This window comes from Bacillus inaquosorum KCTC 13429, from assembly GCF_000332645.1.
Lineage (GTDB): Bacteria > Bacillota > Bacilli > Bacillales > Bacillaceae > Bacillus > Bacillus inaquosorum.
The window spans coordinates 414,527-433,723 of the sequence record NZ_AMXN01000002.1; the positions used below are offsets into that span (position 1 = coordinate 414,527).

The following is a 19,197-nucleotide window of genomic DNA, read 5'->3' on the forward strand; positions in this document are numbered from 1 at the left end:
AATAGAGCAAAGAAGGTGAATGAAATGCTGACAAAAGCAGAGGCACTGGCCCATTCAGTCATATACCGCAAGAACAGCAGATTTGATAAAGTCAAAGAAAAGTCCGAGGAATTGACCCTCATCGGCAAGGGAAGAAGCGCCTATGTGTTCGCCTTAACAGAAGGCGATCGAAAAATGGCGCTGAAAGTATTTTTTCCGGAATATCAAGCGACAGCCGTCAAAGAAGCCGCGATCTATGAAAAATTAGCCGGGTCCGCATTCTACCCTGACATTTACGAAACTGGTGATTCATTTATTCTCATGGAATATATTAAAGGTGAAACCTTTTATAACTGTCTAAAGAAAGGCATTGCGATCAGTGATGACATGATTCAGCAGGTTGAAGAAGCACTCTCTGACGCACGGGGAGCCGGTCTGAACCCGTCAGACATTCATTTGCGGAATCTGATTCTGACAGAAACCGGAGCGGTGCGGGTGATTGATGTTGCGAGATTTGAACAGACAAAAACGTGCACTCAGTGGGACGATTTAAAATCAGCGTATCATGCACTCTATAAAAAACCGATATTCCCCAAAAAGATTCCGGGTTTTTGGCTTGAGGCTATTGCATTTTTATATAAGAAAGATTGGTTCCAAAAGCGTTTCGCGCAACGGAAAAGAAAATATTCTTAATTCGAAAAGGCAGCCGCTCAAGCGGCTGCCTTTTGTCCATTTATATTTACTTTCTGACAGCAGAAATCAGTTTCATTTGTTCAGGTGACAGCTTAATTCGATAGCCTCTCACAGTTAAGTAAACCGCTTCTGAGCCCTTCTCACCGGAATGACAATATGTTTTCTCCATCTCTGTCTCCCCACCCTTTATCTGTTTTATTTCATCATACCATCAGTTTATTGAGGGAATTTTAAAGAAATGTAAAGATAGCATAAACCCGGTATATGGCAAAATGAGAAAAAAAGGGAGAGAGTCACATCAATATACGCAGCAAAATCCAATTATCATATTTGCACTTCTGATATTCTTCGGCGGCGCAGTCTATTGGATGTTATTTTCACTGAAAAACGTTCAGAAAAAGGCAGTCTCGTCCAATCGGTTGAATCGCCGGACAGCAGCTATACGTTAAACACGTATGTATCCCGAAATACCTTAAGCTTAGATGCAGACAGAGGCGAACTTGTGAATAAAAAAACAATTTACTGGAATTATCCGGACAGCAGCCCATATGATGAACGAAACAAATGAAAAACGATTCCAACAATTCCTGATTGCTTTTCCTTTTATATACGGATTGACAGAGCTTGGCTATTTGTTGTTGAAGGACCTTTTTACAATTGCCATCAGTTTGCCTCTGTAAGAAAAACGCGGCGTAATCGATATGCCGCGTTTTCTTTTTCCTCTTCTCTTCTCATTGATAATTACCGGTCATATAATGTGACAAATCGATTGTAGAAATAGTTCGATTAGACCAAAATCCTTTTTATACATGTATTCGAAATGAAGTGAGGGGGAAGCTTGATGGGAGATTTTGTTGCTAGTTTGAATGCGGTTTTATGGAGTACGCCCGTCATTTATATTTTATTGGGAATTGGATTAGTCTTTTCTATTATGACCCGTTTTTTACAAGTCAGGCATTTGAAAGAAATGATAGTTCTGATGTTCCAGGGAAAGAGCTCTGAAGCCGGCGTTTCTTCTTTTCAAGCATTATCGATTGCGCTGTCCGGCCGAGTGGGAACAGGAAACATTGCGGGTGTGGCGACAGCGATTGCATTCGGCGGACCCGGCGCAGTGTTCTGGATGTGGGCGATTGCCTTTATTGGTGCTGCGAGCGCCTTTGTTGAATCAACTCTTGCTCAAATTTACAAAGTGAAACAAGGCGGCCAATATCGAGGGGGCCCCGCTTATTATATAGAAAAAGGCTTAGGCATTAAATGGTTTGCCGTCCTATTTGCCGCTGCTGCCCTTATTGCAATGGCCCTTCTGATGCCGGGCGTACAGTCCAACTCCATTGCAGCTGGCGTCCAAAATGCATTCGGCATCTCTCCTGCCATCACAGGCTGTATTCTCGTTTTATTATTAGGGTTTATTATTTTTGGCGGCGTCAAACGAATTGCCAATGCCGCGCAAATGATTGTTCCGTTTATGGCTATTGGATATATTCTGCTGTCATTGATTATTATTGCCATGAATATATCTGAACTGCCTGCTGTGATCTCGATGATTTTCAAAAGCGCTTTTGCATTAGATTCCGCATTTGGCGGCCTGATCGGCATGGCGATTTCCTGGGGTGTTAAACGAGGCATTTACTCAAACGAAGCCGGCCAGGGAACAGGCCCGCATCCAGCGGCCGCTGCAGAAGTTTCCCATCCGGTCAAACAGGGGCTGGTTCAGGCATTTTCCGTTTATATTGACACCTTATTTGTATGTTCCGCTACAGCATTCATGATCTTATTTACCGGTATGTATAATACTCAGGCTGCAGATGGTTCCTTTATTGTTCAACAACTTAAAGGCGTGGAGGCGGGTCCTGGCTTCACTCAAGCGGCCATTGACAGCGTGCTTCCCGGATTCGGTGCAGGCTTTGTCGCCATCGCTTTATTCTTCTTCGCATTTACAACAATAATGGCGTATTACTATATCGCAGAAACAAATATCGCCTATTTAGCCCGAGGCAGAGAAAGCAAATGGGCAATGCTCGGCTTAAAACTGATTATTTTAGCCGCGACGTTCTATGGAACTGTGAAAACCGCTTCACTGGCTTGGGCATTAGGCGATGCAGGGCTTGGCATTATGGTATGGCTGAACGTCATAGCCATCGTGCTGCTTGCCAAACCCGCGCTTCTCGCCTTAAAGGATTACGAGCGCCAAAAGAAGCAAGGCTTAGACCCAGTCTTTGATCCGAAGGCGTTGGGCATCAAAAACGCTGATTTCTGGGAGAAGGAATACACACAGGAAAATGAGCGTGTCTCTTGAATAAACAAAAACCGGCCCGATATGACATCGTGCCGGTTTTTTATAAGCGGTAATTGGTATAGACTTCTTGAACATCATCGTCATCTTCAAGGATGTCAATCAGTTTTTCCAGCTTCTCAACGGCCTGATCATCGGCATCTGCATAGGTTTTTGGAAGCATGGTCACCTCTGCCGAAGAAATGGGATATTTCGATTCTAGAGCTGTTTTTACCTCATCAAAACGCTCGGGCTCTGTTAGTACCTCATATTGCTCTTCTTCTGTCTGCAGCTCTTCTCCCCCTGCTTCCAGCACATCAAGCATAAGCTCATCTTCTTCTATTTGCCGTTCTGTACGGTCGATTGCAATGAATCCCTTCCGTTCAAATAAAAAGGCTACACATCCGCTTTCTCCCAGACTTCCGCCATTTTTATTAAATGCTGTACGCACATTTGACGCCGTTCGGTTTTTGTTATCCGTTACACATTCTACCATAACGGCGATCCCTGATGGACCATAGCCTTCATAGGTGATTTCCTCATAGCTGCTTCCGTCTTGGCTCCCTGCGGCTTTTTTAATGGCACGGTCTATATTTTCATTCGGCATATTGGCGCCTTTTGCTTTTTCGATGACAAGACGCAATGCTGAATTTGCTTCTGGATCAGCTCCGCCTTCTTTCGCTGCCACATAGATTTCTTTCGCGAGTTTCATAAAGATTTTCCCGCGCTTTGCATCCTGTGCATTTTTTCTTTTTTGTATGTTTTTCCACTTGGAATGGCCTGCCATATTTTCACCTTCTTTTGACATTTTCTATGTACACTTTAATAGGTATTGTTCGCTGACGCAAAGAAAAAGGCTGCCGAATATCATTTCCGGCAGCCTTTCCGTCCTAGCGGGAGTTCATTTTATGAAGTCTCGTGAACAGCCTTTTGTCTGTGGACACTTGGACGTCACGGCCATTCGCATAGTTGCGTGCCGCTTTTGCAACATTTTCCCTGTCGGACTTTGTGAACTCTCTGTGGCTTCTGACTGCAACGACCACTCGGTCATCCGTTACCTTAACTTGTGTGTCATTGACGTTTTTCACTTGTTTCACACGGTTGGCAATTTTTGCAGCCAGTCTTCTGTTTTCTTGGTTGTCATATCCGTTGTTCGTCACGTTCCGATTCATGTTTCTGTTATTCGTGTTGTTATATGTTCCGTCAGTTGCCAAAGGAACGCGATCGTCAGCAGTAACACGGTCACGGTTATTTACATTAGTAGTGTTTCGGTTACCGCCGTTCTGGTCCTCCATTAATTCAGTAACAGGACCGTCATTGTCGACGATTCCTTCTCCCTGCCTGTCAGCGTCATTTTCATTTGTATAATATCCGATTGGACGGGTATTGCCGTTATTGCGCGTATCATTCATAGCATTATCGTTTGCTCCGCATGCTGTTAAGCCGGCTGTCATTAGAATCAAGCTAGCGATCGTCATTTTTTTACCCAATGGAAAAGCCCCCCGTGGACGAATTTGAGCATGTTTGCTCGTTTTTATCATGTGCGTCCGAGGGGCATGTTAAGCTTGTAAGTTCTGTCCATTTAGCAGTGAAACAAAAAAAGGAACGATTTACATCGTTCCGAACAATCACTCATCATCTTCTTCCGGCCGGCCAAACATTTGGTTTACTGAAGGCTGATTCGTCATCGGCATTGAAACTCCGGCCGCATATGGATTTTGATTTTGATTAGGATTAGGATTTGGGTTTGCTGCGCCGTAAGGCAAATTAGGACTTCCATAAGCTCCAAGTCCCGAATATCCAGGTGCGGAGAAATATGGCTGATGACCATCATCACAGCCACAGTCGTCATGATCTTTGTACGGCATGTATCCTGGAGCTGCAGCCTGCTGGTATGCTCCCATCACTTGAGGTGTGCCATAATGAGGGCCATACGGCATATGTCCATACGGAGATCCAAAAGCCGGTGATGCGTATTGAGGCGCTCCGAATGAACCGTAATGTCCGTGATGGCTGTTTTCATGATGCTGGTTTTCATATTCACCCGGATCATACTGAGGCGATACAAAACTTGGCTGGTATCCATGAGGCTGATACATTGGATAAGGTTGTGCCGGATAGAACGGGTAGCATAATCCTGAACCCGGAAGAATTGGTGAAACAGGAACCGGACACGGCACGAAATGAGCCGGATAATGAAAATAAGGCTGAACAGCCGGCATATTCGGAACTGTGTGATGAATGTTTTCTTCTTCCATACCGCCTACCTCTGGCGCCTTTGGCATATTAGGCATATTCGGATAATTTGCATTTTCCATATTACTCATAGCCTCCTGTTGTGGAAATTGATCTTGCATGTGATACATATGATCATTATTTCCGTCATGATGTTTTGGCTCCTCCGGTTTAGGAGGCGACCAAGGCTGGAAAAGCTGTTTCATATCATAATAATCGTTCACATCAGCTTCAGGATACACATCTTCCTGCAAATTAGGCATCGGCGGGACATACGGCACAGACTTCTTTTCTTTCGGCTTTGTGTCTTCCACGTCGACAACGGATTTAGGCTTCTCTTTCGCATATGGGTGTTCTGGATGTTCTTGCTTCACACTCCCGGCCGCCGGGCCCGTTTTTGGCTCTTTTCTGACCAGGACACCCTCGGACGGCACTTTTATTTTCATTCCAGGCATGATTGAGTCTGGACTGCTGAGCTGTGTATTGAGTTTCTTCACTTCCTCAACATCAACTCCGTACTTTTCAGCTATTTTCCAGAGCGAATCGCCTTTTTGAACGATATGGATTTTCAACGTTTTCCCCTCCTATGCAAAACGTGAACAGTTCAGCTGTGATTACAATATGTTTCTTCACAACATATGCCTGAACAAAAGAAGTTATGAGTAAAGGAGGGGAAATATTTCTGATTTACGTGATCGCAAGCATTCGATTCAAGGCAAGGAGGGCATTTTGCTGAATGGCTTTTGGCACCTTGATCACGCCTGAAGGTTCTCCTTTTTCTATTTGTTCCAAAGACCACAGCAAATGCGGCAAATCGATTCGATTCATTGTCAGACACGGGCACATGTCAGGATTGAGTGATTCGATTTGTTTATCAGGATGCTCTTGAATGATCCGCTGGACAAGATTCATTTCTGTTCCGATTGCCCACTTGCTTCCCGCTGGAGCCTTGTTGATTGTATCGATAATATATTTCGTTGATCCGCTGTCGTCACTTAACGTCACAACTTCATGTGAGCATTCCGGATGCACAATGATCTGAATGTCAGGGTCACGCTCTCTCACATCATGGATATTTTTCGGGGTGAATTTTTCGTGAACAGAGCAATGCCCTTTCCACAAAATCACTTTTACATTCTTATGATCAGACTCAGTCACTAATTCATCTTTCATCGGGTCCCACACAGCCATATCCTCAAGCGCGATGCCCAGATCATAAGCCGTATTTCTACCTAAATGCTGATCAGGCAAAAATAAAATTCTTTTTTTCTGGGTAAACGCCCATTCAAGCACTTTTTTCGCATTCGAAGAAGTTACAGTCGCTCCGCCATGCTTACCGACGAAAGCCTTGATCTCCGCAGTGGAGTTCACATAAGTTAATGGTATGATCGTATCTCCGAATGTATGCTGAAGCTTCTCCCATGCCCTATTGGTCTGCTGCATGTCAGCCATGTCTGCCATAGAACATCCGGCTCTCATATCAGGCAGGATGACCGTTTGTTGCTCGCCTGTCAGCATATCAGCGGTCTCTGCCATAAAGTGCACGCCGCAAAATACGATATAATCCGCTTCTTTGTTTTTTTCCGCAATTTGGGCCAGCTGCAGGGAATCGCCTGTTTGATCAGCAAATTGTATCACTTCGTCTTTTTGATAATGATGGCCTGGTATAAAGAGCCTGCTGCCGAACTTTTTCTTAATGGCGGCAACACGCGTTTCCATATCCTTTCTCGACATTCCTTTATAACATTCAGGCATCATATCATTCGATTGTTTTATTACATCAAGAATTGACATAACGGCATTCCTCCGCAGATTCATTTGATAATGTAACATCCATGCTGATATCTAAACTTTTGACGGAATGAGTCAGAAATCCTAATGAAATATAATTCACGCCCGTCCCTTTAAAAGCAGGCAAAGATTCTAATGTAATCCCGCCCGAAGCTTCAGTTTTTATATGGTTCGGTGTGAGATTTGCAAAATGTCGGACCGTATCAGGCGGGCAGTTGTCAAACATAATAACATCTGCTCCTGCTTCAATTGCTTCCCGCAGCTGTTCCTCCGTTTCAATTTCCACCTCGATATTTACCATATGCCCCGCTGCCTGACGAGCTTTTTGGCACGCCTCTAAAATAGAGCCGCATGCTGCAATATGATTATCTTTAATCATGATGCCGTCATACAAGCCGAATCGATGATTATACCCGCCCCCTGCTCTGACAGCGTATTTTTCCAGCATTCTCAGCCCCGGTGTTGTTTTTCTCGTGTCACAAATTTTAATCTGTTCATCATCCAGCCGCCGAACAGCCTCCCTTGTCATCGTCGCAATTCCTGACATCCTCTGAATGAGATTTAATACGACCCTCTCTCCTGAAAGAAGCGCAGCCGCCGGACCGCATAACACGGCAATCACCTCACCTTTTCGTAAAATGTCCCCATCTGTTTTATGCAAAATGATTTGAACATGTTCGTCTAATAAAGCAAAGCCTTCTTTTATCACTGCAGCTCCGGCAAAGATGCCGTCTGATTTTGCAACAATCTCCGCTTCACAGCTCTGTTCTCCAAAGATTGACTGCGATGTAAGATCCCCCATCCCTATGTCCTCAAGAAAAAAGTGATTCAGCAATTTTTTCAGCTGTAAATGATTCATTTTTCCAAATCCCCTCGTTTTTTCTAATCTTCGTTCCCTTTTTTGTATGAACAATTTGTCTTCCTTGCCAGCGTACATCAGCTTGAGGAAAATCGGTGCGGAAGTGAGCCCCTCTGCTTTCCTCCCTCAAAAGCGCTGAAAATGTCATCAGCTTTGCAGTTTGCCATAAATGAGAAAGTTCCAGCTGCGGTATTGTGATATCCTTCACATTCACTTCCTGAAAAGGAAGCGTATGAAGCCAGATGCTCAGCTCAATCAGACTGCCTTGTTCCCGCAAGATAGACATGTTGCTTGTCATTCTGCTTTGCAGTTCATACACCTCTGTGTGCGGTACCTCATAGATTACACTGTTTTCTGGTGCTGATTGATATTGCATGTTATAAACCGGTTTTTGCATGATATGCTCTGCTGCTCTTTTTCCAAACACCAGCGCTTCCAATAAGGAATTACTTGCAAGCCGATTGGCTCCGTGTAAACCGGTGCATGCAGTCTCGCCTATTGCATAAAGCCCCGGCACTGTCGTTTCCCCCCAGCGATTAACTGAAACACCCCCCATTAAGAAGTGCATTCCCGGGGCAACAGGTATTTTTCCGCTTTGGATCTCCACCCCTGCTTTTTCACAAATAGCGGTGATGGTAGGGAAACGTGCTTCGAAATCAGAAATCGCACTGCAGTCGATATAAACACGGTTTCCTTTTGCCACTTCTTCATGAATAACCCTTGAGACGATGTCCCTTGGAGCCAAGTCACCTAAAGAATGCCGTCCAGCCATAACCCGGCGGCCGTTTTCGTCAACTAAACATCCGCCTTCCCCTCTGACAGCTTCTGAAACAAGCCCATAGGAAACACCATTTTTCACAAGCAATGTCGGGTGAAACTGGGTAAACTCTAAATCAGTTATTTCCGCTCCGGCCCGGTAAGCTAAAGAAAGGCCGTCACCTGTGACAGATGGATCGTTCGTATGGTGAAGAAACAGGCTTCCGCAGCCGCCGGCCGCCAGCACAACTGCATCCGCATGTCTTACCTTGATCCGCCCTTGGCTGTCTTTTGTGATGACACCGATACAGTGCCCATTCTCCATCAGCAAATCTGCTGCTGTTTCATGCTCAATTAGCTCGATATTGCTGTCGATCTGTTTCAGCAAATAATCAACTAGCAATCTGCCTGTTGCGTCTCCGCCTGCATGAAAAATGCGGTTGTATGAGTGGGCTCCTTCTCTGCCAAGACAAACATCGCCTTGTTCATTGCGGTCGAATGGAAATTCACTCTCCAATAAGCTTTGAATCATGATTTTCCCATCATGTAAAACGTCTGATGCAATCGTCAGATCGTTATGTCCGCAACCCGCATATAACGTATCCTCCAGATGGGCTTCAATCGAGTCACCTTTTGCATAAGCCGCAGCAATCCCGCCTTGTGCATAGACTGAATTACTGTTTTTGGTGCTTTTCTTTGTGATGACAGTCACTTCGTATGAAGGCGGGAAAGCGGACGCTAAGGAAAGTGCCGCCGCCCCTGAACCGATGACTGCAATCGTCTTTTTAGACATATGCCACCCTCCTGTTGTTTACACCTGTCTTGACACCTATATTTACACAAGGATAAAATAAACTCAAGAGTTTTTTGGAGAACGGATGGAGGAACGACCCGATGATTTATTTAGATTATGCAGCGACAACGCCTATTTGCGAGGAAGCCCTTAATGTATATCAGAAGCTCAGTATGGATATGTACGGTAATGCCAGCAGCCTGCATGATGCAGGAGGAAAAGCAAAGCACATACTGGAGTACTGCCGCGAGAAAATCGCTGACATCATTGGCGGAGAAGCAAGCGGCATCTATTTTACAAGCGGCGGCACTGAATCCAATTTTCTGGCTATTCAATCACTGTTAAACGGCCTGCCAAAAACAAAAAGACATTTCATTACGACTGCCATGGAGCATCAGTCCATTCATAACTGTGCTGCTTTTCTGGAACAGCATGGATTTGATGTAACAATCATTGAACCGGATGAATACGGGCTTATTACCGAGGAAATATTAGCAGCTCATATACGCCCGGAAACAGGTCTGGTATCTATCCAGCATGCCAATTCTGAAACCGGGATCATTCAGCCCATTCAACGTCTGTCTTCATACCTGCATAATAGGGACATTCTTCTTCATTGCGACGCTGTTCAAACATTTGGAAAAATCCCTATCAGTACAGAAGAACTGGGGGTGGATGCACTCTCAGTGTCCAGCCATAAAGTCCACGGTCCTAAAGGAGTTGGCGCGGTCTATATTCGGCCAGATGCCCCTTGGAAGCCCGTTTACCCTCTTACCTCTCACGAACACGGATTCAGAGCCGGTACCGTGAATGTTCCCGGGATCGGAGCCTTTACTGCCGCTGCTGAGCTGATTGTAAGCGAAATGGATAAACAAATATCTCGCAATGAGACATTAAGAACATACCTTTTAGACCAAATCAGCATTCGGTCTCTCCCTGTAACTCTTGCGGCAAACACTTCAAAAACGGAATGTCTTCCGCATATTGTCGGGTGTTTTTTTCACGCATTTGAAGGACAATATGTTATGTTAGAATGTAATCGGAGCAATATTTGCATATCAACGGGCAGCGCTTGTTCTGCCGGTTATCACGGTCCGTCTGCAGCGATGAAAGCATTAAGAAAAACAGACCAAGAAGCCCTGCAATTTATCCGCATCTCTTTTGGAAGGCATACAACGGAGGAACAGCTGGATAAGTTATTACATACGTTTACAGCGCTTTGGGAACAAAAGAAAGGAGAGAACTTGATATTGACCGAAGAATTAAAGCTCATGGGCGCCAACAGGCGTGACCAGCTTCTTCTGTGGCTGAAGGAATCCACATCACCGCTGACAGGGGGAGAACTCGCAAAAAAAGCGAACGTTTCAAGACAGGTAATTGTTCAGGATATATCGCTCTTGAAAGCGAAAAATGAACCGATTATCGCCACAAGCCAAGGATATGTATACATGGATGCAGCCGCTCAGCAGCACCAGCAGGCCGAAAGAATCATAGCTTGTCTGCACGGTCCTGAACGGACAGAAGAGGAACTGCAGCTTATCGTGGACGAAGGTGTTACAGTAAAAGACGTAAAAATTGAACATCCAGTATACGGAGATTTAACTGCAGCTATCCAAGTAGGCACCCGGAAGGAAGTTAGCAATTTCATCAAAAAAATCAATTCTACGAATGCCGCCTATTTATCACAGCTGACGGACGGCGTGCATCTTCATACACTGACAGCACCGGATGAACACCGCATCGACCAAGCCTGCCAAGCACTCGAGGAAGCCGGTATTTTAATTAAAGACTAAAAAAAGCCCTTTATTGGGCTTTTTTTATAATTGGTAGGACTGATATGCACCAAGAAGCTTCACTTTGCAGCCGAGCGCTTCGAGCTCCTGCATGGCACCTGGAATCAATACCTCATCAAACGCTTTCTCAATATCAATAATAAAGAAATAATGGCCCAGTCCGGTTTTAGTCGGACGTGATTCAATCTTTGACAAGTTTAAGTTTCTCCAAGAAAAAGCAGACAGCACTCTGTGCAGCGCCCCGGATTGATCATCCGGAAGCATCACCATCAGGGTCGTTTTGGGCCTTGAGCTCAATTTTGAATTCACTTCAAATGATATGTTTTCATCAGGAGACAGGATCACAAATCTCGTATGATTGTCCCTATAATCCTGTATATCTCGTTTCACGATTTTTAATTCGTATGTAGAAGCTGCCATTTCATTGGCAATGACCCCGATATTCAGCTCAGGATGGTCACTGACAAATTCTGCTGCCGCCCCAGTTGAGTTGGCGTATTCATATGGAACGGAAGGAAAATGACGATGGAGAAATTTATGGCATTGCGCAATCGCATGTGAGTGTGAATAAATTTTGTCGAGCTCTTTCCATGCACTCTCTCTGGAAGGATGGACAAGCAAGTGCTGATGAATCGGCAATGTCATTTCACCCACGATTGGCAAGGGCTGCTCATGTATTAAATAGTCTATCGTTAAATTTACTGATCCTTCTAATGCATTCTCTAAAGGAACAAAAGCGAAATCAACTTCGCCTGCAACTGCCGCATCTATACACTCCGGTATGGTGCGGTAAGCAACATGTTCGGCGCCGTTTTGAAAACAAGAACTGACTGCTAGATGTGTGAATGTAGCTGCTGGACCTAAATAACCGACTTTCATGACGATCTTCTCTCCCTTATGCACCTGAACCTAATATTTCAACCTTTTCTACAAAATCAAACTTCCTGAGCTTATTCATTAATGTATGAATGTCCTCTTCCATTGCAGACGTACTGATCGACAGTGTCACATTTGCTCTGCCCTGAAGCGGGATGGTCTGGTGAATGGAAAGAACGTTGCTTCCAGAATCAGCTACCGCCTGCAGGAGCTGAGATAGTGCACCTGATCTATCCTCCAAATGAAAGAAGAGTGTGATAATTTGTTCTTTAACCATAGTGTAGAACGGAAAAACAGCATCTCTGTATTTATAAAACGCACTTCTGCTTAAATCCACCTTTTGAACGGCATCTGCCACTGAATCTGCTTTTTTTCGATCAAGCAGCTTTTTGACTTCCAATGTTTTTCTCATCGCATCGGGCAATACATCTTCACGGACAAGATAAAATGTCTCCTCTTTCATTTGCATCCCCCCTTTAAAATAGAGAGCCTGACATCCAGGCTCTCCTCTCAGCCATCATTAATCAATAAATTCAAATTCGAATTCCAGAAGCCTGATAATATCTCCATCCTTGGCTCCGCGTTCTCTGAGCGCTTCATCAACACCCATTCCGCGCATCTGTCTTGCAAACCGTTTAACCGATTCATCACGCGAGAAATCAGTCATCTTGAATAACCGCTCAAGACTGTCTCCTGAAAGTACAAATACACCGTCCGGATCGCGTGTAATGTTAAACGGCACTTCTTCATTCTCCATCGTGTACATGACACGGTTTTGTGTAAGCTCTTCTTCGTCATACAGCGGGAATTCCGGCGTGTTCTCCAGCTGATTGGCGACTTCAAACAGAAGCTCACGAAGGCCTTCTCTTGTCACCGCACTGACCGGGAATACCGGGTAATCATCCGTCAGCTTTTCTTTAAAGGCTTCAAGATTTTCCGCAGCCTGCGGCATGTCCATTTTATTGGCAACGATAATTTGCGGACGCTCAGTGAGACGCAGATTGTACTCGCTCAGCTCCTGGTTAATCGTGACGTAATCCTCATACGGATCGCGGCCTTCCAAACCGGACATGTCAATGACGTGAACGATAACCCGTGTCCGTTCAATATGGCGCAAAAACTGGTGGCCAAGTCCGACCCCTTGGTGTGCGCCTTCAATCAGTCCCGGCAAATCAGCCATGACAAAGCTGCGTCCGTCATCCGTTTCAACCATGCCGAGATTTGGGACAAGCGTTGTAAAGTGATAGTCCGCAATTTTCGGTTTTGCAGATGAGACAACAGACAGCAAAGTGGATTTTCCAACACTCGGGAATCCAACAAGTCCGACATCCGCAAGCACTTTTAATTCAAGAACAACGTAGCGTTCTTTTCCCGGCTCGCCGTTTTCTGAAAGCTGAGGCGCGGGATTAGCCGGTGTAGCAAAGCGGGAATTCCCTCTTCCGCCTCTTCCGCCCCTTGCAATGACAGCCTGCTGTCCATGCTCTGTTAAATCAGCGATGACCTGCTTTGTATCATCGTCTGTCACAACGGTGCCTGGCGGAACTTTAATGACCATATCATCAGCATTTCGCCCATGCTGGTTTTTGGACATGCCATGCTCCCCGCGAATCGCTTTAAAGTGTTTTTTGTATCTAAAATCCATCAGGGTGCGGAGACCTTCATCCACTTCAAAAACGACGTCTCCTCCCTTTCCTCCGTCACCGCCGGCAGGGCCGCCTTTCGGCACATATTTTTCACGGCGAAACGCAACCATCCCGTTGCCGCCGTCGCCACCTTTTACATATACTTTGACCTGATCTACAAACATAATGTCCTCCGTTCTAAACCGTTAAAAACTCCGCTAGTCCAACCCAATTTCAATCAGACATTCGTGACTTGTGATCTCAAAACGCATGATATCAACGTCCTCATATCCATTTTGCTGAATATCATCAAAAGCAGATGGATCGGCAAAAGCGCCGTGAAAATCAAGGTACAGAATCAGCTGCATGTCAGGATGATCCGTTTGAAGCGAAACCGTTAAATGATTTTCGCTCTCTCTGCTGACTGCTTGATCAAACAGATAAAACAGCTTTCTCATCAGTTTCGCCAGCTTTTGATCATAAGCCGACAAATCCTTAATTTCTCCAAGAACTTCATATTCAAGCGTCATATAATGGGTTTTCCAATTAAATGTAAGAAAGTCGAACGCCAAATGCGGTGTTTTCAGGTTTGAGAGCTTTGATTCGTGCTTTGCGTCTATAACCATTTCTTCAATCATTTCAAAGACGCGGTCATACTTCTGCAAGCTTAAGTTTCCTTTAATCAGCTGTAGCTTATTCATCCAATCATGCCGGGAATGGCCGAGCAGATGAATCAGTTCGTTTGTTAATGCCGTGTCGCTTATATTTTCTTCTTGATTTTTTGAAACATCCTTCATTTTCGCACTCCCAATCATTTAATTTCTTATTTAGGAGTCTGTATAAGTGTGTATTATGAATTATAACAGAGAAGGCTTTGTTAGAAAAACAATTGTTTTTCCCAGAAATATCATGTTCCTTTTTTCTGGCTTTGGTTGATTTGCAGCCAGGCAGAACATTTTATGTATTACTGCTTGGGGAACATATCCAGTGGGTTTGAGACGTTTATTCTCATTCTTGGCGGGGTCTGCTCGCACATACTCTGCATTTCATTCTAGGTGTTTACTCCGCATATTGCAAAAAAAACTCCAGTCATCATCGACCGGAGTTTTTTGAATCATTATTGAGCTACAGGATATACGCTCACTTTTTTGCGGTCACGGCCGAAACGTTCGAATTTAACAGTTCCGTCGATTTTCGCAAATAGAGTGTCATCTCCGCCGCGGCCCACGTTTTCACCTGGGTAAATTTTTGTTCCGCGTTGACGGTAAAGGATAGAACCGCCTGTTACGAATTGACCGTCAGCACGTTTAGCACCTAAACGTTTAGCCTCAGAGTCACGTCCGTTCTTTGTAGAACCTACTCCTTTTTTAGAAGCGAAAAACTGAAGATCTAATCTAAGCATGTAGCTCACCTCCTATATTATGTTTGTGGTCACACGCAAGTTATCTTTGTAATCCCGTTCGATTGTATCCAGCGAAACAATCATGCCTTCAATCAGCAGCTGAGCTTTTTGGCGCGCCTCTGGATCAAGAGATTCAGGGAATTCAAAGTAAAAATAACCCCCGTCCTCCCCTATATCAAGAAGCGGCTCGAAACCCGCGAGCACAATGACCGCGTTAACGGCTCCAAACACAACAGCTGTCACTCCGGCACAAACAAGATCTTGTCCATGTTCAGCAAAATTCGCATGGCCCGTCATTTCAAAAGACAATATGCCTTTATCATGAGACCTTCTGACTGTTGCCTGAATCATGCTTACGCGTTGATTTTTTCGATCGTCACTTTAGTGTAAGGCTGACGATGACCTTGTTTTTTATGAACGTTTTTCTTTGGTTTGTATCTGAAAACAGTGATTTTTTTCGCGCGGCCTTGTTTTTCAACTTTAGCCGTTACTGTTGCGCCTTCAACTGTAGGGTTGCCGACTTTCACGTTGTCTCCGCCAACAAACAAAACGTCTTCAAAAGTAACTGTTTCACCTGCTTCAGCAGCAAGTTTTTCGATGTAAACAGTTTGGCCTTCTTCAACTTTGATTTGTTTTCCGCCTGTTTTAATGATTGCGTACATTCTCTGCACCTCCTATTAGACTAAGACTCGCCAGACACCAGGGGGCTGTAAAAGCTCTTAACACCTGTACTGAGCGGTTGTAGCAATGGTGCTACATCCATAACATTAAAAAATATACCAAAATACAAGACGTTTGTCAATTGATTTTAGTAAGGCAGCAGCAGTTCCTCCATAGAGGAATTCGTCCGCTTATCGGCAAAGTAAGCGTGCAGCACTTCATTCTCGTCAAGCTGGCTGAGTTTCTGTCCTGATTTCTCTATAATAATAGGATGTTTACAGCCGCGTTTGAACTCGGCCATCACATGATAGACTTTGTCCTCTGCCTTTACAGTCAGCGGCAGCAGCTTTTCAAGCTCACGGTTTTTTCCGTAATACCTTTCAAGGAGAAATCTCACATGGATATAGTGCCTTTGCCTGTATTCCTCAAACAAAGAAACAGCCAGAAAGACAAACAAAACCCATGCGCTGATTTGCAGAGGAATCACAAATAAAACCCAACACCCGAGCAACAGGCAGAAGCAGAGCGACGTTTTTAAATTGAGCCGGTGAGCCTTTTGAAAAGGCAGCTGCTTGGAAAACAACAAAAATAACAGTTTTCCGCCGTCAAGCGGCCAGATTGGCAGCAGATTCACAAATAAAATAGAAAGGTTATAAAAGGTGAAGAGTTCAAAGGTATGCTGATGAAGCACTGAGAATTCTGCAAGCATCCAGGCAGCAAGCTGAAGCCAGATATGCTGAAGAGGGCCGGCAATAATCACCGCAAACTCTTCCTTTAACGGCCGATTCCCGTGCTCTTCCACTTCAACCGTTCCACCAAACGGCAGCAAAAAAACACGCTTGATTCTCCAAGAAAAAAACACGGCCAGAGCAGCATGCCCCAGCTCATGGACCAGTACAATCAGGAGCAGACATAATAATGCTTTCATATGGCCTGTGAGCAGTCCCAGCGCCGCGATAATCCAAAGAAAAGGATGCACATGAATCTTCAAGATAAGGTCGATCCATTTATTCAAATGAAATCACCTGAATCGGATCAATAAATTTATCGCCGTCTTTCATGGCAAAATAATAGACCCCTTTATTATGATCATCAAGTTTAATCGAACCGAGCTTTTTGCCTTTATCTACAAAATCATATAAAGCAACATCGACCTCTTTGAGCTCGCCATAAATACTATAGGTGTTGTCAGCATGCTGCACCTTAACTGTCAGTCCCGTCTGGCTGTCTTTGCTGACTTCAACTACATAGCCTTCCTTTATACTATCAATTGTATCGCTGCTTGTTTCGACTTTAATCCCTTCCCCGTTGTCCTGAAAATCCTGCTGCACTTTCCCGGATGCAGGCGCGACCAGGTCTTGGCCCACTTCGACCTGCTGTTCCTTATTTTTATGTTCAGGAGCCAGAAAAGCGAGCGGATTGCCAAATTTCGTTTCAAACCAATGGCTTGCTGAGGCAAATTGAAATTCAATTTCGAAGGTTTTGGCAACAATGGGTTTAATCTGGCTGACGGGCCCAATGTTTGTTCTATAGGCTATGGCGGATACGAGAACAAGGCAGGCCGACAGAAGACATTTCAGGATAATTGAATCTGTTTTAACCAGAGGGTGTTTTCCATTAAATGTTGAAATGTTATCTTCATAGACAGGAAGAGTTCCATGCTTTTCTTGATCCGTGACCATCACCCAGGACGGGGGTTTCTGCTTTTCAGAAACTGTCTGAGTAGAGAAACGTTTCGAGCCGGAAAGCTGTTTTCTTCTTTTCTCTAATCGTTTTCTGATTTCATCTGCTCTGTGACTCATTGCCATCATCCTTTGCATTCGTTGGGTTTGTACATCATATGTCTTGTCCACGGCAAATATTCGTTACTCAAAGCAGACAAAAACAAAAAAACCTGACACAGCATTTGCTTTGTCAGATTCTTCTCTTTGATTCTATTACATTAAGATCTTACTCCGAAAAATGATTTAATCTTAGCCATCATTCCTTTGTTTTGCTCTTCAAGCACCTGCAAAGGAACAGATTCGCCTAAGATGCGGCGGGCAATATTGCGGTATGCAATGGAAGCGCGGTTTTTCGGGTCCATCGCAATCGGTTCGCCGTGGTTGGAAGCTTTAATGACTTCATCATCATCAGCCACAATTCCGAGCAAATCGATCGACAAATGCTGTACGATTTCGTCGATATCCATCGTGTCACCGTTTTTCATCAAATGATTTCTGATTCTGTTTACAACGAGCCGCGGCGATTCAATATTTTCCTCTTGCTCCAGCAGCCCTATAATACGGTCAGCATCACGAACAGCTGAGATTTCAGGCGTTGTGACCACAATCGCTTTATCTGCTCCGGAAACGGCATTTTTGTATCCTTGCTCAATTCCGGCAGGACAGTCTATGATGACATAGTCATATTCCTGTTTAAGCTCTTGGACCATATTTTTAATTTGTTCAGGAGCAACAGCTGTCTTATCGCTCGTTTGAGCAGCGGGCATTAAATAGAGCAGATCATCGAAACGTTTGTCTTTTACGAGCGCCTGATGCATTTTGCATCTGCCCTCTACAACGTCTACAAGATCGTAAATAATTCTATTTTCAAGACCCATTACAACATCAAGGTTGCGCAGCCCTATATCAGTATCTACTAAGCATACACGCTTCCCTAAAATGGCTAAGGCGGTACCGAGGTTCGCAGATGTTGTTGTTTTACCTACTCCGCCTTTTCCCGAAGTTATTACGATAGCCTCACCCAATTCACATTCCTCCCTCAAGCCTTGTTAGATCAGGTCTTAAATGAGCCAAATGTTGAAGGCGTTCAATGACCATATTTCCGTCTGTATCTAAATAAGCACATTCCATTTCGTTCCCTTTTTGAATGTGGTCTGGGGAGCGATTTAACACGTGATTGATTCTTAATTGTGTCGGCAGCATTTCAGAGGCGGCGATGACCGCTTGATTATTTCCGTTAAATCCGGCGTGCGCGATTCCTTTAAGTGAGCCCAGAACAAAAATGTTCCCTCCGGCCCTGACTGTTCCGCCGGGATTCACATCACCGATCAGGAGCAAGTCGCCTTTCACCTGCAGCACTTGGCCTGAACGGACAATTTTTGAGACAGAAATAATTTCAGCTTCCTCTTTCATACGCTGTGCTTCTTTTTTAGTAATGACTTCACTGTCAATAGAATGAACAAACAAATCTTTCTTTGACGCAATCAATTCTGTCAGCTGTTCCTCTTGCTCCTTATATAAAAAGCGATTTCCCAGCTTAACATGGACGCTGATTTTCTGGCCTTTTCCATCCGTATATTGTTCAATTGACAGCATATTCTGAAGACCATCGAGAAGCTCATCAAAAGAACACGCATCATCCAGATGCAATGTTAACCCATTCTTTGTTCCTTTTATTGTTACATATTGCTGCTTTTTGGTCTTCACAATATTCACCTCAACAACATACTCATTTCGTCAAA

At 44.4% G+C, this 19,197-nt stretch carries 23 protein-coding genes, 2 pseudogenes and 1 other annotated feature; of the genes and pseudogenes, 7 read left to right on the forward strand and 18 right to left on the reverse strand.

The window, feature by feature from the left end:
• Window positions 1–24: 24 nt before the first annotated feature.
• Window positions 25–672, forward strand: coding sequence for a phosphotransferase (locus tag BSI_RS14410; RefSeq protein ID WP_003237544.1), 648 nt, complete (start codon window positions 25–27; stop codon window positions 670–672).
• Between the two features lie 46 nt (window positions 673–718).
• Here the strand turns inward: BSI_RS14410 and BSI_RS22725 are convergent, their stop codons facing one another.
• A complete protein-coding gene (locus BSI_RS22725) occupies window positions 719–841 on the reverse strand; it encodes a hypothetical protein (RefSeq protein WP_003237547.1) in 123 nt (40 codons plus the stop codon).
• Window positions 842–1,036: 195 nt separating this feature from the next.
• Between BSI_RS22725 and BSI_RS22995 the strand changes: the two are divergent.
• The 3 genes and pseudogenes from BSI_RS22995 to BSI_RS14395 all read left to right on the forward strand — a co-directional run.
• Window positions 1,037–1,219, forward strand: a pseudogene (locus BSI_RS22995) (DUF5412 family protein); the annotation flags it as partial.
• Window position 1,220: 1 nt separating this feature from the next.
• A complete protein-coding gene (locus BSI_RS23285) occupies window positions 1,221–1,352 on the forward strand; it encodes a hypothetical protein (protein WP_003237550.1) in 132 nt (43 codons plus the stop codon).
• A 161-nt stretch (window positions 1,353–1,513) separates the two neighbouring features.
• Entirely contained in the window at window positions 1,514–2,968 is a 1,455-nt protein-coding gene (locus BSI_RS14395) for an alanine/glycine:cation symporter family protein (RefSeq protein ID WP_003237551.1), read from the forward strand.
• Window positions 2,969–3,008: 40 nt separating this feature from the next.
• Here the strand turns inward: BSI_RS14395 and BSI_RS14390 are convergent, their stop codons facing one another.
• From BSI_RS14390 to nadB, 6 genes are all read right to left on the reverse strand, one after another.
• Window positions 3,009–3,731: a YebC/PmpR family DNA-binding transcriptional regulator gene (locus BSI_RS14390; RefSeq protein WP_032731917.1), complete on the reverse strand. Its 723-nt coding sequence runs from the start codon at window positions 3,729–3,731 to the stop codon at window positions 3,009–3,011.
• 103 nt (window positions 3,732–3,834) lie between these two features.
• Window positions 3,835–4,434, reverse strand: coding sequence for a spore germination protein SgpA (gene sgpA, locus BSI_RS14385; RefSeq protein ID WP_003237553.1), 600 nt, complete (start codon window positions 4,432–4,434; stop codon window positions 3,835–3,837).
• Between the two features lie 138 nt (window positions 4,435–4,572).
• Window positions 4,573–5,751 carry a spore coat assembly protein SafA gene (gene safA, locus BSI_RS14380; protein ID WP_003237554.1) on the reverse strand — a complete coding sequence of 393 codons (1,179 nt, stop codon included), beginning with the start codon at window positions 5,749–5,751 and terminating at the stop codon, window positions 4,573–4,575.
• Between the two features lie 115 nt (window positions 5,752–5,866).
• Window positions 5,867–6,973 carry a quinolinate synthase NadA gene (gene nadA / locus BSI_RS14375; protein WP_003237556.1) on the reverse strand — a complete coding sequence of 369 codons (1,107 nt, stop codon included), beginning with the start codon at window positions 6,971–6,973 and terminating at the stop codon, window positions 5,867–5,869.
• Window positions 6,960–7,829 carry a carboxylating nicotinate-nucleotide diphosphorylase gene (gene nadC / locus BSI_RS14370; protein WP_032731918.1) on the reverse strand — a complete coding sequence of 290 codons (870 nt, stop codon included), beginning with the start codon at window positions 7,827–7,829 and terminating at the stop codon, window positions 6,960–6,962. The genes nadA and nadC overlap by 14 nt, the downstream gene beginning before the upstream one ends.
• Window positions 7,783–9,378, reverse strand: a complete 1,596-nt coding sequence (nadB, locus tag BSI_RS14365) for an L-aspartate oxidase (protein WP_003237558.1) — start codon at window positions 9,376–9,378, stop codon at window positions 7,783–7,785. Before nadB ends, nadC begins: the two co-directional genes overlap by 47 nt.
• Window positions 9,379–9,479: 101 nt before the next feature.
• Between nadB and nifS the strand changes: the two are divergent.
• A pseudogene (gene nifS, locus BSI_RS0120930) lies at window positions 9,480–10,669 on the forward strand (cysteine desulfurase NifS).
• On the forward strand, window positions 10,629–11,171 hold the full coding sequence (locus BSI_RS23000; protein ID WP_032731919.1) for a transcription repressor NadR: 543 nt from the start codon (window positions 10,629–10,631) through the stop codon (window positions 11,169–11,171). Before nifS ends, BSI_RS23000 begins: the two are co-directional and overlap by 41 nt.
• A 24-nt stretch (window positions 11,172–11,195) precedes the next feature.
• On the opposite strand, the gene pheA is transcribed toward BSI_RS23000, so the two are convergent.
• Genes pheA through spo0B form a run of 4 tightly spaced genes read right to left on the reverse strand, consistent with a single transcriptional unit; the run spans window position 11,196 to window position 14,466 of the window.
• Window positions 11,196–12,050, reverse strand: coding sequence for a prephenate dehydratase (gene pheA, locus BSI_RS14360; protein WP_003237560.1), 855 nt, complete (start codon window positions 12,048–12,050; stop codon window positions 11,196–11,198).
• 16 nt (window positions 12,051–12,066) lie between these two features.
• Entirely contained in the window at window positions 12,067–12,510 is a 444-nt protein-coding gene (thrR, locus tag BSI_RS14355) for a transcriptional regulator ThrR (RefSeq protein WP_003222630.1), read from the reverse strand.
• Window positions 12,511–12,567: 57 nt separating this feature from the next.
• Complete coding sequence (gene obgE, locus BSI_RS14350) at window positions 12,568–13,854, reverse strand: GTPase ObgE (RefSeq protein ID WP_003237561.1); 1,287 nt, start codon at window positions 13,852–13,854, stop codon at window positions 12,568–12,570.
• 33 nt (window positions 13,855–13,887) lie between these two features.
• Entirely contained in the window at window positions 13,888–14,466 is a 579-nt protein-coding gene (gene spo0B, locus BSI_RS14345; protein ID WP_003237562.1) for a sporulation initiation phosphotransferase Sop0B, read from the reverse strand.
• A 77-nt stretch (window positions 14,467–14,543) separates the two neighbouring features.
• On the opposite strand from spo0B, the gene BSI_RS22730 reads away from it, so the two are divergent.
• Window positions 14,544–14,666 (forward strand): hypothetical protein, encoded by a 123-nt coding sequence (locus BSI_RS22730; RefSeq protein WP_003229671.1) that lies wholly within the window; start codon window positions 14,544–14,546, stop codon window positions 14,664–14,666.
• 120 nt (window positions 14,667–14,786) lie between these two features.
• Here BSI_RS22730 and rpmA read toward each other — a convergent pair whose 3' ends face one another.
• The 7 genes from rpmA to minC all read right to left on the reverse strand — a co-directional run bounded on the left by rpmA (window position 14,787) and on the right by minC (window position 19,162).
• Window positions 14,787–15,071 carry a 50S ribosomal protein L27 gene (gene rpmA, locus BSI_RS14340; RefSeq protein WP_003222623.1) on the reverse strand — a complete coding sequence of 95 codons (285 nt, stop codon included), beginning with the start codon at window positions 15,069–15,071 and terminating at the stop codon, window positions 14,787–14,789.
• Window positions 15,072–15,083: 12 nt separating this feature from the next.
• Window positions 15,084–15,422, reverse strand: a complete 339-nt coding sequence (locus BSI_RS14335; protein WP_003237563.1) for a ribosomal-processing cysteine protease Prp — start codon at window positions 15,420–15,422, stop codon at window positions 15,084–15,086.
• Window positions 15,423–15,424: 2 nt separating this feature from the next.
• A complete protein-coding gene (gene rplU / locus BSI_RS14330; RefSeq protein ID WP_003229668.1) occupies window positions 15,425–15,733 on the reverse strand; it encodes a 50S ribosomal protein L21 in 309 nt (102 codons plus the stop codon).
• 13 nt (window positions 15,734–15,746) lie between these two features.
• Window positions 15,747–15,822, reverse strand: a sequence feature (ribosomal protein L21 leader region).
• 57 nt (window positions 15,823–15,879) lie between these two features.
• The gene (gene spoIVFB, locus BSI_RS14325; RefSeq protein WP_003237564.1) at window positions 15,880–16,746 is read right to left on the reverse strand and encodes a stage IV sporulation intramembrane metalloprotease SpoIVFB; all 867 of its coding nucleotides are present in this window, start codon (window positions 16,744–16,746) and stop codon (window positions 15,880–15,882) included.
• Window positions 16,739–17,533: a stage IV sporulation protein SpoIVFA gene (gene spoIVFA, locus BSI_RS14320; RefSeq protein ID WP_003237565.1), complete on the reverse strand. Its 795-nt coding sequence runs from the start codon at window positions 17,531–17,533 to the stop codon at window positions 16,739–16,741. Before spoIVFA ends, spoIVFB begins: the two co-directional genes overlap by 8 nt.
• A gap of 140 nt (window positions 17,534–17,673) precedes the next feature.
• Window positions 17,674–18,480: a septum site-determining protein MinD gene (minD, locus tag BSI_RS14315; protein WP_003237566.1), complete on the reverse strand. Its 807-nt coding sequence runs from the start codon at window positions 18,478–18,480 to the stop codon at window positions 17,674–17,676.
• A 1-nt stretch (window position 18,481) separates the two neighbouring features.
• Entirely contained in the window at window positions 18,482–19,162 is a 681-nt protein-coding gene (gene minC / locus BSI_RS14310) for a septum site-determining protein MinC (protein WP_003237567.1), read from the reverse strand.
• Window positions 19,163–19,197: the final 35 nt, after the last annotated feature.